13 protein-coding genes and 1 tRNA gene are annotated in these 13,594 nt (G+C 64.5%); 5 read left to right on the top strand and 9 right to left on the bottom strand.

The features are described 5' to 3' along the window. Window positions 1-2: 2 nt before the first annotated feature. The 3 genes from SBP01_RS09615 to SBP01_RS09605 form a co-directional block, all read right to left on the bottom strand. Entirely contained in the window at window positions 3-1,079 is a 1,077-nt protein-coding gene (locus SBP01_RS09615; RefSeq protein WP_320538248.1) for a tRNA (adenine-N1)-methyltransferase, read from the bottom strand. Window positions 1,080-1,189: 110 nt separating this feature from the next. Further along, window positions 1,190-2,353 (bottom strand): site-2 protease family protein, encoded by a 1,164-nt coding sequence (locus SBP01_RS09610; protein WP_320538247.1) that lies wholly within the window; start codon window positions 2,351-2,353, stop codon window positions 1,190-1,192. Beyond that, window positions 2,350-3,033, bottom strand: coding sequence for an HAD family hydrolase (locus tag SBP01_RS09605; protein WP_414004294.1), 684 nt, complete (start codon window positions 3,031-3,033; stop codon window positions 2,350-2,352). Before SBP01_RS09605 ends, SBP01_RS09610 begins: the two co-directional genes overlap by 4 nt. Before the next feature lie 199 nt (window positions 3,034-3,232). Between SBP01_RS09605 and SBP01_RS09600 the strand changes: the two genes are divergently transcribed. Next, window positions 3,233-4,138 carry a PAC2 family protein gene (locus SBP01_RS09600; RefSeq protein WP_275214975.1) on the top strand — a complete coding sequence of 302 codons (906 nt, stop codon included), beginning with the start codon at window positions 3,233-3,235 and terminating at the stop codon, window positions 4,136-4,138. Between the two features lie 58 nt (window positions 4,139-4,196). Here the strand turns inward: SBP01_RS09600 and mshC are convergent, their stop codons facing one another. Beyond that, window positions 4,197-5,474: a cysteine--1-D-myo-inosityl 2-amino-2-deoxy-alpha-D-glucopyranoside ligase gene (gene mshC, locus SBP01_RS09595; RefSeq protein ID WP_320538245.1), complete on the bottom strand. Its 1,278-nt coding sequence runs from the start codon at window positions 5,472-5,474 to the stop codon at window positions 4,197-4,199. 15 nt (window positions 5,475-5,489) lie between these two features. After that, window positions 5,490-6,323: an undecaprenyl-diphosphate phosphatase gene (locus SBP01_RS09590; RefSeq protein ID WP_320538244.1), complete on the bottom strand. Its 834-nt coding sequence runs from the start codon at window positions 6,321-6,323 to the stop codon at window positions 5,490-5,492. A gap of 50 nt (window positions 6,324-6,373) precedes the next feature. Here SBP01_RS09590 and SBP01_RS09585 point away from each other — a divergent pair, with 50 nt between their 5' ends. Continuing rightward, complete coding sequence (locus SBP01_RS09585; protein ID WP_320538243.1) at window positions 6,374-7,309, top strand: aldo/keto reductase; 936 nt, start codon at window positions 6,374-6,376, stop codon at window positions 7,307-7,309. A 46-nt stretch (window positions 7,310-7,355) separates the two neighbouring features. Here the strand turns inward: SBP01_RS09585 and SBP01_RS09580 are convergent, their stop codons facing one another. Continuing rightward, a complete protein-coding gene (locus tag SBP01_RS09580) occupies window positions 7,356-7,622 on the bottom strand; it encodes a hypothetical protein (RefSeq protein WP_275214980.1) in 267 nt (88 codons plus the stop codon). Window positions 7,623-7,661: 39 nt separating this feature from the next. Between SBP01_RS09580 and SBP01_RS09575 the strand changes: the two genes are divergently transcribed. Then, a complete protein-coding gene (locus SBP01_RS09575; RefSeq protein WP_275214981.1) occupies window positions 7,662-7,895 on the top strand; it encodes a DUF5703 family protein in 234 nt (77 codons plus the stop codon). 170 nt (window positions 7,896-8,065) lie between these two features. Here SBP01_RS09575 and SBP01_RS09570 read toward each other — a convergent pair whose 3' ends face one another. The 3 genes from SBP01_RS09570 to SBP01_RS09560 all read right to left on the bottom strand — a co-directional run bounded on the left by SBP01_RS09570 (window position 8,066) and on the right by SBP01_RS09560 (window position 12,111). Further along, on the bottom strand, window positions 8,066-9,490 hold the full coding sequence (locus SBP01_RS09570) for an IS1380 family transposase (RefSeq protein ID WP_275216645.1): 1,425 nt from the start codon (window positions 9,488-9,490) through the stop codon (window positions 8,066-8,068). A gap of 145 nt (window positions 9,491-9,635) precedes the next feature. After that, window positions 9,636-10,796, bottom strand: coding sequence for an acyl-CoA dehydrogenase family protein (locus SBP01_RS09565; protein ID WP_320538242.1), 1,161 nt, complete (start codon window positions 10,794-10,796; stop codon window positions 9,636-9,638). Between the two features lie 10 nt (window positions 10,797-10,806). Next, window positions 10,807-12,111 carry a M20/M25/M40 family metallo-hydrolase gene (locus SBP01_RS09560; protein WP_320538241.1) on the bottom strand — a complete coding sequence of 435 codons (1,305 nt, stop codon included), beginning with the start codon at window positions 12,109-12,111 and terminating at the stop codon, window positions 10,807-10,809. Between the two features lie 175 nt (window positions 12,112-12,286). Here SBP01_RS09560 and SBP01_RS09555 point away from each other — a divergent pair. Both SBP01_RS09555 and SBP01_RS09550 read left to right on the top strand, forming a co-directional pair. Further along, window positions 12,287-12,369 (top strand) — tRNA-Leu (locus SBP01_RS09555). Between the two features lie 825 nt (window positions 12,370-13,194). Further along, entirely contained in the window at window positions 13,195-13,497 is a 303-nt protein-coding gene (locus tag SBP01_RS09550) for a DUF4193 domain-containing protein (protein ID WP_056339942.1), read from the top strand. Window positions 13,498-13,594: the final 97 nt, after the last annotated feature.

Genomic DNA, 13,594 nt, shown 5'->3' with positions numbered 1-13,594 from the left:
GACTATTCCGTGATCTCCGGGCCGTCCTTGACGTTGGTTCCGGCGATGGCATCGCGTGCCGCGCGGCGGAGTTTCTTGTCCGAGACCAGCCGTTCACCCACTGCCCCGGGGGTCCAGGCGTTGACATCTTCCTCGTTGAAATCTGTCTTCGAAGGGCGGCGTTTCACGGAAATGCCGGTGACGCCGTCGGCAAGGCGGCGGGTGACCAGGAGGAAGCCCGTGTGGGCCACCATGCGGTGGTCCGGGCGGACCGCGAGCCCCTCCAGGTGCCAGCCGCGGACCATGGATTCCCAGGCGTCGGGTTCGGTGAACCGGCCATCTGCCCGGATGGCCTCGGCGGTCCGGGACAGTTGCGTGACGGTGGCGACGTAGTTGATCCAGACCCCACCGGGTGCCAGCACCGTGGCGACGGCGTCGAGGCACTCCCAGGGAGCCAGCATGTCCAGGACGACGCGGTCGACGGAACCGGGAGCTTCGGTGCGGACCACTTCCTCCTGGAAATCGCCGAGCGAAATTTTCCAGGCGGGGTGCGGGCCGCCGAAGATCGTCTCCACATTGCCCCGGGCAATGTCTGCGAACTCTTCGCGGCGTTCGAAGGAATGGAGGTAGCCGTTGTCGCCCACGGCGCGCAGCAGCGAGATGGACAGCGCGCCTGACCCCACTCCGGCTTCAACAACCCTGGCACCGGGGAAGATATCGGCCATGGTGACGATCTGTCCGGCATCCTTGGGATACACCACTGCGGCGCCGCGGGGCATGGAAAGGACGAAGTCGGAGAGGAGCGGGCGCAGGGTCTGGTACTGCTGGCCAACGTTGTTGACCACCACCGAGCCGTCTGCCTTGCCGATGATCTCATCATGGTTAAGAAAGCCCCGGTGGGTGTGGAAGGCTCCCCCGGTTTCGAGGGTGATGGTGTTCATACGGCCGCGTTCGTCGGTCAGCTGGACCCGCTCGCCTTCACGGAAAGGTCCGCGGCGGCGGGCAGCACCTACCGGCTGGGTGACGCCGGCAGCCCCACTTGTGGTGGACAACGCCGTTGTGGATGGTGTTGCGGTATCGGCGGCAGATTCGCTGCTCATGAATTTCCTCGCTCCTGTAAGACTGTGGGCGCATACACGGAGTCTGACCGTCCGGCGCGTTCAGGCCCGGGGCAGCCTTCCGGCGGCAAGTGCAGGGCCGGCATGCAACTCTACCGGCTTTGGTTCTGCGGATGTTTCTTTGACCGGACGGCTTTGCCGGTGATGGCGCTCACGATGGCATTCTGCGACAGCAGTCCCGTCACAACGCCGTGGTGATCCACCACGGCATATTCCCGGCCCTCGAGCTGGGAGAGGTATTGGATCAGCTCCTGCCCCTGGGACCACTCGGGCACATAGGCGCCGGGCACGAGGGCGTACGAGACCGCCGTCGCAGGGGTGGATTCCGCAGCAGACTCGGGAACCGCAGCGAGGGCACCCGGGTCGACCACGCCCTCCGGCCGGCCCTCGGGTCCGCAGGTCACCACCGCAGTCCCGTCCGTCGAGAGTCGCCGGATGTCGGCCACGGTGGCCGTGGCGGGAATGCCGACGGCGGGAGTTGCCAAGGCGGTTGCGCTCACCAGATGCAGCCTGCCGCGCAGGGTTCCCTGCTGGATTGCCGCGCTGGCACCCATCCACAGGAATCCGCCCACAAGGACGGTGATCATCAGGAAGCTGAAGTCAGGGGTGTCCCCGGACAGCAGCGGCATGACAATGAACCAAAGGCCCAAAGCCACCACAATAAGCCGGCCTGCCCAGCCGGCGGCGACGGTCCCCCTGGCCTGGCTGCCGGTGGCTTTCCAGACGGCTGATTCCACGATGCGTCCCCCGTCCAGCGGGAGTCCCGGCAGGACGTTGAAGATGCCGATGACGAAGTTGGCCCACATAAAGATGTTGGTCAGGGTGTCCGCCACAACGCCCAGGCTGCTGCCGGACAGCACAAGCCAGGCCCCGCCGGCGAGGACCAGGTTGGCGGCGGGTCCGGCCAGTGCCACGATGACGGAGCGGCCGGGCGAGGCCGTGAAGTTCTCGAACTGGGTGTGGCCGCCCCAGAGGTTGAGGACGATTTTCTGCGTGGGCCAGCCGTAGATCTTGGCGGTGAGGGCGTGCGCCAGCTCGTGGACCAGGACCGAAATAAGCAGGAGCAACGCGTACGCGAAGGCCACGTAGTAGGCGGTGGTGCCAAGAGCGGGATTTCGCTGAAGCAGGACCGGACCATAGACGATGACTGTAAAGGCTGCAATCACAAACCACGAGTAAGCCAGGATGACCGGGATCCCGGCGATCCGGCCGAGGCGGATCCCTTCCTTCCGGGTTGGGGCCGGCGTGTCGCTCAAGACAGGCTCCCAAGAGCCGGTTCCGAGCCGGACGCGGCTGCCAGGCTGCCCGCCGCAATGGCCTCCAGTTCGGACACGGAGCGCCCCGCCAGCGAAGACCAGGTTGTGTGCCGCGGATCCTCGGGGAGGGGAACAATATGCGGAATGGCCACGGTGGCGACGCCTGACGCGAGGGCCGCGGCAACGCCGGGTGCCGAATCTTCCAGCGCGACGCAATGGTCGATGGTCAGTCCCGGGTCAGCCTCCTGAAGCAGTGCCACCGCCTTGAGGTACGCCTCCGGATGGGGTTTCCCCTGGGTGACGGTGTCTCCCGTCACCAGGAACTCAAAGTAGGGCTTGGGCAGGTTTGCCACGATCTCGCGGGCCAGGGGCCCTTCGGACATGGTCACCAACGCGCACCGCACGCCGGCCTGGTGCAGGTCATCGAGCAGTTCCCTCGCTCCGGGGCGCCACGGCACGGCGCGCTGGACGCTCTCAATGACCTCGGCAGTCAAGGCATCGATGATCTCCCTGGTCTCCAGCCGCACTCCTGCCTCCTGCAGGACCCCGGCCGAAAACGTCAGTGCCTGCCCCACGAGTTGGGTGGCCTGGTCGTGCGACCAGCTGCCGCCGTGGGCTTCCACGAGCGCGTGTTCCGCGGCGATCCAGTACGGTTCTGTGTCCACGATGGTCCCGTCCATGTCCCAAAGTACGGCGCGGAGCGGTGAATCGGAGGGTAAGGATCGCATGGCTTCAGTCTACGGTGCGGGGCTGAATGCCAGCCGTGGGGTACGCCCTTGGCGAATATGGCCCGCCGCGGGCAGGCGGAATCGCGGCCGGCGGCCTTTTTGGGACCTGTATTCACTGCATCGCCCCGGTCCTTGGACGTAGGGTGAAGAAATGAATAGCTTCGACGGAGACACCACGGAACCAGGCGCCGCGCCTGAACAGGACCAGTTCCTGCTGCCAGTGGCTGACGGGGAGCGCATCACGGTGATGCTGGCGGCGTTTGAGGGCTGGAACGATGCCGGTGAGGCCGCAAGCGACTCATTGCGCTACCTCAACAAGGCATGGGGCGGTAAGAAGGTCGCGTCCATCGATGCCGACGAATACTACGATTTCCAGTTCACCCGCCCTACCGTCCGCCGGAACGCCGCGGGTGAACGAAAGATCAAGTGGCCCTCCACCCGCATCTACAAGGCGGCTGCACCGGATTCCAATGTGGACGTCATCTTTGTCCAGGGCATTGAGCCGTCGTACAAGTGGCGTGCCTACACGGCGGAACTGCTGGTCCATGCCGAGGCTTTGAAGGTTGACTATGTGGTCCTGGTGGGTGCGCTCCTGGCTGATGTCCCCCACAGCAGGCCGATTCCCGTGAGTACCTCTTCGGATGATCCCCAGTTGCGGGAACGGCTCAACCTGGAACCGTCCCAGTACGAGGGGCCGGTCGGCATTGTTGGCGTCCTGTCGGAGGTGGCATTGCTGGCTGGCATTCCCACCCTGTCCTTATGGGCGGCCGTCCCGCATTACGTGGCCCAGGCCCCTTCGCCCAAGGCGCAGCTGGCCCTCCTGAACCGGGTGGAGGAGCTTCTCCAGGTCCCGTTGGACACTCACGAGCTGGCGGAGGAGGCGGCCGCCTGGGAGCGCGGGGTGGATGAGCTGGCCACAGAGGACCCGGAAATCGCCGCATATGTCCGGCAGCTGGAAGAGGCCAAGGACACCGCGGATCTCCCGGAGGCCAGCGGTGAGTCCATTGCCCGTGAATTTGAGCGTTACCTCAAACGCCGGGGCCGCGACAAACCCTAAAGCGGAGCCACAGTGGCCGTGCCGCTGCCGCGGTCACTGTGGCAATCACGGGTTGGAATCAGAGAACGACGCCGAGCAGTGCCTCGACGGCGTCGCTCACCAGGGCTTGATCCTGCTGGCAGCCGGGACCCGCTGCCGCAACGGCGCTTTCGGCCCACCGGTCTACCGCTGCCAGTGCCGCCGGGGCGTCCAGGTCTGCGGACAGGGCGGACCGCATGTCACGAATCAGACTTGCGGCGGAACCTGCCGGCGCCGTCGTCAGGGCCTGGCGCCACGTGGCAAGCCTGGTTTTGGCTTCTTCGAAGCCCTCGGCAGTCCACGACCAGTCCGACCGGTAGTGGTGGGCAAGAATGGCCAGCCGGATGGCGGCCGGTTCCTCGCCGTCTGCCCGGAGCTTGGAGACCAGCACCAGGTTTCCCTTGGATTTGCTCATCTTTTCACCGTCGAGCCCCACCATGCCTGCGTGGGCGTAGTGCTGGGCCAGCGGCACGCCGGTCAGCGAATAGGCGTGCCCGGCACCCATCTCGTGATGCGGGAAGATCAGGTCTGAACCGCCGCCCTGGACGGTAAAGGGGGCGGGAAGATACTGCCGGGCAATAACCGTGCACTCGATGTGCCAGCCCGGCCTGCCTTGACCAAGCTCACCGCCGGGCCAGCTGGGCTCACCGTCGCGGGCTACCCGCCACAGCAACGGGTCCAGGGCCTGATGTTTGCCGGCCCTGCCGGGGTCGCCACCGCGTTCGGCGAACAACTCCAGCATTTCGGCCTCCCCAAGGCGGGAGATCGAACCCAGGGTCCAGGCGTCCGGGGCCATTGATTGCTTCCCGGCGGCCTCGACGTCGTAGTACACATCGCCGTCGGGCTCTCCTGCGGCGCCGGCCACGCGGTAGGCAAGCCCGAGCTCGAGCAGCCGCTCAATGGCAGGAACTATCAGGCCCACGGATTCGACCGCGCCGACGTAGTGGTCCGGGGCGATGACGTTGAGGGCTTCCATGTCCGTCTGGAATAGCTCAATCTGGCTCGCCGCGAGGTCACGCCAGTCCACTCCGGTGGCTGTGGCGCGCTCCAACAGGGGGTCGTCGACGTCGGTGACGTTCTGGACGTAAGCGACCTTAAGGCCGGCGTCGCGCCAGACCCTGTTCAGGAGGTCGAACGCCACGTAGCTGGCGGCATGGCCCATGTGGGTGGCGTCATAGGGGGTGATGCCGCAGACGTACATCGACTGCTCACCACTGGCCGGCAGGCTGACCTCACGCCCCAGGGCGGTATCGAACAGACGGATGGCCGGCGTGGCGCCGGGCAGCACAGGAACAGGGCGGGAGATCCAGGATTTCACAGCCCAAGCCTACTTCTACGCGCTGATGACATTGAAACCGAGCAGGAGATAGAGGGCGAGGCCGAGGAGGATCCGGTACCAGACGAACAGCCGGTAGCTGCGGGTGGAGACAAATTTGAGGAACCAGCCAATGATGATGTAGCCCACCACCAGGGCGATGACGGTGGCCAGTGCAGTCTCCGGCAGGCCGAACGGTCCGGTGATGCCATCCTTCGAGACCACTTTGTACAGCTGGTACAAGCCACTGCCGAACACGGCCGGGATGGCGAGCAGGAACGAATAGCGTGCCGCGGCTTCGCGGGTGTAACCCATCAGGAGGCCGGCGGTGATAGTGCCACCGGATCGCGAAACACCGGGGATGAGCGCCATGGCCTGGGCCAATCCGTAGAGGATGCCGTGCTTGTAACTCAGCCGGGTCAGGTCCCGGTCCTGTTTTCCGACGGCGTCCGCCACGGCCAGGATCAAACCAAAAACGATCAGCATGGTGGCGACGATCCACAGGCTGCGCAGCACTGACTCGATCTGGTCCTGGAACAGCAGGCCCAGCACGATGATGGGCAGGCTGCCGAGGATCACCAGCCAGCCCATGCGTGCGTCAGGGTCCTGGCGCGAAACCCGCCCCGCCAGCGACCCGGCCCAGGCCTTGACGATCCGGACGATATCGCGCCAAAAGTAGATCACCACAGCCGTTTCAGTTCCCAGCTGGGTGATGGCCGTAAAGGCCGCCCCGGGATCCGAGGCGTTGGGCAGGAACTGCCCCACAATCCGCAGGTGCGCGCTTGATGAAATCGGTAGAAATTCGGTCAGACCCTGTACCAGGCCCAGCAGGGCCGCCTCAATCCAGTTCACGCTAAGACACTACGTCATGCGCCCTGTTGATTCCCCGTAAGCTTGCAGCTATGCAGCAGCGTTACGTCGGCAACAGTGGATTGCGTGTCTCCGCCCTTTCCCTCGGCACCATGTCGTGGGCCAATGAAACCGACGAGCAGGACGCCTCGGACATCTTGCGCACCTTTGTTGATGGCGGCGGAAAGCACATCGACACCGCAGCGTCGTACTCCGATGGCGGCTCCGAGGCGCTGATCGGCTCGCTTCTGGGTGACGTGGTCTCCCGCACCGAAGTGTCGATTTCCACGAAGGCTGGGACCTCGACGTCGGACGGCAGGCGGGCGGTGGACACGTCCCGGAACGCGATGCTGAGTGCTTTGGATGCGAGCCTGGCGAGGCTGGGGACCGACTACGTGGACGTATGGTTCGCCCAGGCCTGGGACGGCAATGTTCCCTTGGAAGAAACGCTCTCAGCCCTCGAATTCGCGGTCCGCAGCGGGCGCGCCCGTTATGCGGGCATCGCCAACTTCAACGGCTGGCAGAGCGCCAAAGCAGCCGCCGTTGCCGGATTTCCCCTTGTTGCCGCGCAGGCCGAGTACTCCCTGGTCCGGCGGACGCCGGAGGCGGAACTCATCCCCGCCGTCGAGGACGCGGGCCTGGGCCTGATGGCGTGGGCCCCGCTGGGGCGCGGGGTGCTGACGGGCAAATACCGGGGCAGCATCCCGGCTGATTCCAGGGCCGCACGCGGTGATGCTGCGCCCTATGTGGAGCCATATCTGCAGCCGGGGCCCTCGAGTGTGGTGGAGGCCGTTTCCATGGCGGCGAAGGGCCTGGGCAGAACCCCGTTGGACGTTTCGCTGAGCTGGCTGCTGGCGCAGCACGGTGTGGCCACCGCCATCGTGGGGCCCCGGACGCCGCTGCAGGCCAAGGAGATCCTCGCCGCCCAACTGACCCAGCTACCCCCGGAGATAGCGTGTGCGCTGGAGGACGTGTCCCAGCCCGGCTAAGGTTGCGCGGGCCGCCGCGGCTGAGGAGACTGAAGGACGACGCGTGTTATTCCTCGACGATTTCGAGGTCCTCGTCATCGTCGATGCCGGATTCCTCGTCCTCGTCCTCTTCGTCGTCAAAGACCTGGAGGGGCGTCACTTCGCTGTACGCCTCGTAGAGCGCGTCTTCGTAAACTTCGAAGGCATCTGCGACCGCAAAAAATGCCGCTTCGACGGCGGGGTCCCCATCCCCTCGCCTGTTGGATGCTGCTATAAGGTGTTCTTCCAAGGCGGATGTCAGGGACTGAAGCGCGACACGCGGATCGATGCTCATGACTTCACGTTAGCCGGAAAAGGACGAAAATGGAGAGCAATGAAGGAACAATTTCTCACCAGCTCGGTCCGTCGCGAGCGGGACTTTCTGAAGCAGTACGAGTACCTTGTACTGACGGTCAGCCCCGTGGATTCGTTGCCTGAGGCCCGTCGCCGGCTCGTGGAGCACTCCGAGTACGGCAAATGGGAACTGGAGCGCAGCGTGCTGTACATGGGCGGAGCGAGGCGCTTCTGGCTCCGCCGCCGGGTCATGCAGGTCCAGCGGACCGTCTAGCCCCGATTTTTCATGATGCGCCGTGACGGTCGCGGTTTTGCGCCTGCGGCTGATCCGAGTTTTGTTTTCTGTTTTCGGGCAGTCTGGTGTGGCCTGTTGGTTCGCTGGGTTGGCGCCGGTTCCACTTCCGGTGAGGGAGCTGCTCGTCGGGACAGGGTAAAGGCCCTGTTTCAGCCTGGGGAGAGCAACACTTTGAGCTGGCTGGTGTTGTCTAGGAGCAGTTTCACGAGGTCTTTCTCTGGCGCTGATTCCGGGAGTAGGAGCTGGGTGCGGCGGGCGCGGGTGATGATTTTCCCGGCAATCGCGAAGAGCCGGTAGCGCCAGCGTTTGATGTCCCAGCCCTTGGCCCGGTGGCCGTCCGGGAGGGCGGCGAGCTGGAGCCAGGACACCAGGTTGAACGCCAGCGCGGCGATGTTCGCCCAGGCCTGGTTCGCCGCGAAATCAAAGAACGGCAGCTTGCCCAGGCCGGTGTTTTTCAGGGTTTTGATCCTGTTCTCGCACCGGCCCCGGGCCCGGTGCCTGGCGTCCAGGAACGGCCCGTGCCAGCGCGGCGAGTTGGTCAGGAACGCGGTAATCCGGTGCCCGTCAACATCGACCAGGGTCGGCTGCGCGCCCGGATGCAGCGGCTCGGCGCGCAGGAAAAGTTTGGTGCCCGGAGGGTAATCGGTGAGCGGGATGACGTCCGTGGCGTTGATGACCCACGCATCGGTCCGGTCGTTTCCGGACTGGTCCAGGGCCGGCTGCCAGTACTCTTTGTCACTGATCCAGTCGACCATGTGGGCTTTGCCGAACGGCAGGGTGTAGCTGGTGGTGAACTGCACGCCCAGGCTGTGCAGGTGCCAGAGGAACTTCCTGGAGGCCCCGGCACTGTCGGTGCGGACCAGGACCTTCTCCCCGGCCAAGGCCCCGGTGTCGGTGAAGAACCCGTCGGGGAGTTGGGCGGCGGCGGTGTGGAAGACCCGGATGTGGTCCTCGGCGCTGTTCGCCCCGGCGTTCCCTGGCCGGAGCACGGCCGCGAGGATTTCCCCGGAACCATTACCGGCCCCGTAATCGGCGCTGGCGATGAAGGGGGCGAATCCGTAGCCGCCCTTGTAGGTACCGGCGACGTTTTCCTTGTCCGAGTGTGAGGTCACCAGGGTCGCGTCGATGTCGATGATGAGCGGATCCGCGGCTGTTGCGGTCAGGGCCGGGTTCCGGTTCCCGGCGGCGGTCCAGGCCCGGGTGCGCAGTTCCCGGGTGAGGGTCTCGAATCCGTAGCCGAACAGCTCCGGGTTCGCCACGGTGCGTTCGAAGAACCGGGACATGGTCGCGTTCGAGGGCAGCTGACCGAAGACCCCGGGTGAGGAGCGCAGGATATCCAGGTCCGAGGCGTGTTCACCTCCCGCGGCGAGCATCGCGGCAAGGGACCCGACCAGCCGGCCAGGCCGGTGCTTCGCTCCCGAGGGAACAAACTGGCCGAGCCGGTCCTCGCACAGCCTGCCGAAACCCAGCGCGTCCATGAAGCCGGCGAGCACCGAAACCCCCGCGTGGGAGATCAGCGACTGGCCGGTGAAACTGACCGGCAGGGACGGGAAAACAGCGGTAGACTTCTGCATCGAAAGGGTGCTCCCTCGCTCGGCAAATAACGGTCTCGACAACCACTATTTTCCCAGCTCAGAGCACCCTTTCCCTGATTAACACGCCAACCCAGCGGCACCCCCATGAAAACCCCGGGCTAGGGTGCGGAGACCAGCGGACCGTCTAGGTTTCGAGCGGCCCCAGCCAGGCGTTGGCGACGGTGTTGTGCGCTGACTCGTCATCGGACGGGTGGAACATTCCGGCCAGCACGTCCCGGTAGAGCCGCTCAAGTTCGGAACCGCGGAAGTAGCTGGAGCCGCCGCTGACCCGGATGGCGAGGTCCACCACCCGCCGTGCGGTTTCCGTGGCGTTCACCTTCAGCCCAACGAGTTTGGGGAACCACTGCGCGCCGTGATCGGAGAGGTTGTCGACGTCGCGGGTTACGGCCAGCAGTTGGGGATAGAGGATGTCCATGGCCATGGCTGCCTCGGCCACCTTCCAGCGGATGTCCGGGTCCTGGGCGTAGCTTCTGCCGGCGTTCTTGAACGAGGTCCGCCGCTTCACGGCTTCCACGCCGAGGGCCAGTGCACGCTCGCCGATGCCCGTATAAACGGCCGCCAGCAGCGATTCAAAGCAGGCAAAGATGGCGAAGATCAGCGGGTCGGCGTTGGGTCCCACCGGCAATTTGCGGAAGATGCGGTCTGCGCGGACTTCCGCGCCGTCCAGCACGGTGGTGTTGGACTGGCTTGCCCGCATGCCCAGGGTGTCCCAGTCCTCCAGGATGGTGTAGCCGGCGGAATCCCGGTCTATAAAACCGTGCACCAGTTCCCCCTCCCCTCCTCTGGCCTCGGCGTCCTTGCCGAAAATACCCAGGCGGGTCCACGCGGGTGAGAGGCTGGTGAAGATCTTTTTCCCGGTAAACCTGTACGCACCGTCCGGCACCGGGGTTGCCACCGTCCTCGAGTCAAAGAGCACGGAGTCGTTTCCCGCCTCGGAGTTGCCGAACGCGAAGACCTCGCCGCGGGCGGCGTCCCGGAGGACAAAGCCCAGCGAGTCGTCGCCCCTGGCGGCGAGCAACCGGGCGACGCCGGTCCACACCAAATGCATGTTGATTGCCAGGGCGGTTGCCGGGGCCGCCGTTGCCAGCCTGAGCTGGCACTGAGCTGCCGCTTCGAGTCCGAGGCCGAGGCCGCCGTCGGACGTTGGGACAAAAAGCTTCAGGTAACCGGCGGCGGTCAGTTCCTCAAGATCCTCGGTGAAGAAGGCATTGTCCCGGTCGTAGCCCGCGGCGCGGGCCCGGATGCCTTCCAGCAGGTGGTCCGGGAGGACTTCCTCGGGCGTCATGTCCCTGCCCCTAGTAGTTGGTGAGGAGTGTGTTGAGGACCCGGGCACCAAACTTCAGGGAGTCCACCGGCACACGTTCGTCCACACCATGGAACATTCCGGTGAAGTCCAGGTCGTCAGGCAACATGAGCGGCGCGAAACCGTAGCCGGTGATGCCCAGCCGGCTCAGGGACTTGTTGTCCGTGCCGCCGGAAAGGGTATAGGGCAGAACCTTGGCTCCCGGGTCTTCGGAGTGCAGTGCATCGATCATGGAGTCCACCAGGTTCCCGGCGAAAGGAACTTCAAGTGAGACGTCGTTGTGCACGTAGCTGACATCAACACCGGATCCGGCGAGTTCCCGCACGATTTCCAGGACCTGTTCCTCCTGCCCGGGCAGCGTCCGGCAGTCCACCAGCGCCTCTGCCGACTCCGGGATGACGTTGTGCTTATAGCCGCCCTTCAACAGGGTGGGATTGGTGGTGTTCTGGAGGGTCGCGCCGACGAAGCGCGCCACCGTGCCCAGCTGGTCCAGCAGCCGGTCCGGGTTGTCCGGGTCGAATTCGACGCCGGTGAGTTCCGTCACGCCGTCCAGGAATTGCTGGGTGGTGGGGGTGAGCTCAATTGGCCACTTGTACTGGCCGATCCGGGTGACGGCTGCCGCCAGCCTCGTTACGGCGTTGTCGGTATTGATCTGCGAACCGTGTCCTGCCCTGCCGTGGGCCACAAGGCGGAGCCAGGAGATGCCCTTTTCGGCTGTCTGCAGAAGGTACGTGCGCTGCCCGCCGATGGTGGCCGAGAACCCGCCCACTTCCGAGATCGCCTCTGTGGCGCCCTCGAACAGCTCCGGTCGCTTGTCCACGGCGTAGCGGGCGCCGTATTCGCCGCCGGCTTCCTCGTCAGCAAAGAAGGCGAACACGATGTCCCGCTTGGGCTGGCGGCCGGATCGGGCAAGATCCCGCATGACGGACAGGATCATGGCGTCCATGTCCTTCATGTCCACGGCCCCGCGGCCCCAGATGAGTCCATCCTTGAGTTCTGCACCGAAGGGATCCACGGACCACTGATCCCGCAGGGCCGGAACGACGTCAAGGTGTCCGTGCACCACCAGCGCGCTGGCAGACGGATCTTCGCCTGCCATCCGGGTAACAACGCTTGCGCGCCCCGGCGCCGATTCAAAAATCTCGGCAGCGAGGCCAACTTCCTCGATCAGCCCCGCGGTGTACTCGGCAGCAGCCCGCTCCCCGGGCCCCGAACCGTCACCGTAGTTCGAGGTGTCGATCCGGATGAGCTCCTGGCAGATCCGGACAACTTCATCTTCGGGGCGGATTTCGGTCATGGGGCTCTCCTCATAAAGATGGGCGGCTGCTGGGAACCAAGGGCGGATTCGCGTGCCTTCAGCCTACCCATCCGCTCCGATTTCATCTTCCAGGAAAGTTCATGTAGAGTCTTTCTCGCTGCTTCGGAGAAAAGCGAAACGCTGAAAGGCGGAAACGTTCTCCGAATTACCACCTGCGCGGGTGGCGGAATGGCAGACGCGCTAGCTTGAGGTGCTAGTCCTCGAAAGGGGGTGGGGGTTCAAGTCCCCCTCCGCGCACAAGGGAAAACCCCTAGAATCCAAGGATTCTAGGGGTTTTTTTCGTTCCCGCCCACGCGAGTTCCCCTTTCGTCCACGGGCGTTCCAAAGACACCTGCACCCCAACGGACTCGCGTGGCAGGTAATCTCTTGTGCAGGGACCAAAGTTGCCGGGCGGGATTGCCGGCTAAATATGGCGACCGACGTTACCGGCAACGCTCAAGGCATGTGTGGCCTGAAGGGGACAGTCCATGGATGAGCACTCGGGTGTGAGGATCGACTCGACCAGGATCCGGACAACGAGGACACCCCGTTGCACTTTATGCCGGTCAAAAAGAACCTGGATCGTTGGGCCGTAGGAAGCCCGGCATTCAAGGGCATCGTCGAGGTCCTCGCTGGATGGGCCAGGACGAACTGCACAGGCCCTATCCTCGCAGGGCACCATTTCACCATGTCACGGTGCGAACCCCACCAGGTAGCACTCTGGGGGAGGCCAACAAGGAACGTCTTGGCTAATGGTTCTGATGTTGTTCGGTCACCTGCAAATGCAGCGAAAGACTGATGGTCCAGTGCCACTGCGCACGCGGGTACGCTGGCCGTTCCGAGGGAACCAAAGTGAGATGCGTCGCGTCATGTGAACAAAGTCTCCACGCTCCCGCCCACCATGGCGTATCGGCGAGCCTCGTTTGGCGTACTCTTATGGTTTGCCGATTGAGTCCCGGCGTTTTGCCCATACTTCCTTGCGGCGCCACAGACAAATTTTTCCGCCAGCCTATTGGGGAATAGTAGCTGGATGCTGTACGTTGCATACGCGACAGACGAACCAAAGAAAAGAGATACACCTAAGTGGCAACCGATTACGATGAACTTCGCTCCGACGTCAAGGAGTCGCAGGACAACTCGCTCGAGGCACTGCAGTCCGCCAACGCACCGGACGCGCGCAGCGTGGTGCTCGAGCTCGATGAAGCAGACGGGCTGGACGGCGCCGGTGTCCCGGGAGGCGAATTCGTTGCCGAGGAACTGGTCGTGCAGGTTATCCCCCAGGCCGAGGACGAATTCACCTGCTACTCCTGCTTCCTTGTCCGTCACCGCTCGCAGATTGCACGGCAGAAGGACGGCCACAGCTACTGCACGGACTGCGAAGGCTAATTCCGGACCTTCGCAGCACCACCGGTCAGGCTGGAAACCCAGCCCGCAGGACCAAGGCACGCCCACCCATTGTCGGCGTGCCTTTCCGGTCTGTTGG

The sequence above is a fragment of the Pseudarthrobacter sp. IC2-21 genome (genome assembly GCF_034048115.1).
In the GTDB taxonomy this organism is placed as follows: Bacteria; Actinomycetota; Actinomycetes; order Actinomycetales; family Micrococcaceae; genus Arthrobacter; species Arthrobacter naphthalenicus.
The sequence above is the reverse complement of the archived record's forward strand: the minus strand, read 5'-3'. Positions and strand labels throughout refer to the sequence as shown.

Excerpts from the sequence above, each read along its gene's own strand:
- SBP01_RS09615 (WP_320538248.1), bottom strand. The coding sequence starts at position 1,079 with ATGAGCAGCGAATCTGCCGCCGATACCGCAACACCATCCACAACGGCG.
- SBP01_RS09605 (WP_414004294.1), bottom strand. The coding sequence starts at position 3,033 with ATGGACGGGACCATCGTGGACACAGAACCGTACTGGATCGCCGCGGAA.
- SBP01_RS09600 (WP_275214975.1), top strand. The coding sequence starts at position 3,233 with ATGAATAGCTTCGACGGAGACACCACGGAACCAGGCGCCGCGCCTGAA.
- SBP01_RS09585 (WP_320538243.1), top strand. The coding sequence starts at position 6,374 with ATGCAGCAGCGTTACGTCGGCAACAGTGGATTGCGTGTCTCCGCCCTT.
- SBP01_RS09580 (WP_275214980.1), bottom strand. The coding sequence starts at position 7,622 with ATGAGCATCGATCCGCGTGTCGCGCTTCAGTCCCTGACATCCGCCTTG.
- SBP01_RS09575 (WP_275214981.1), top strand. The coding sequence starts at position 7,662 with ATGAAGGAACAATTTCTCACCAGCTCGGTCCGTCGCGAGCGGGACTTT.
- SBP01_RS09570 (WP_275216645.1), bottom strand. The coding sequence starts at position 9,490 with ATGCAGAAGTCTACCGCTGTTTTCCCGTCCCTGCCGGTCAGTTTCACC.
- SBP01_RS09565 (WP_320538242.1), bottom strand. The coding sequence starts at position 10,796 with ATGACGCCCGAGGAAGTCCTCCCGGACCACCTGCTGGAAGGCATCCGG.
- SBP01_RS09560 (WP_320538241.1), bottom strand. The coding sequence starts at position 12,111 with ATGACCGAAATCCGCCCCGAAGATGAAGTTGTCCGGATCTGCCAGGAG.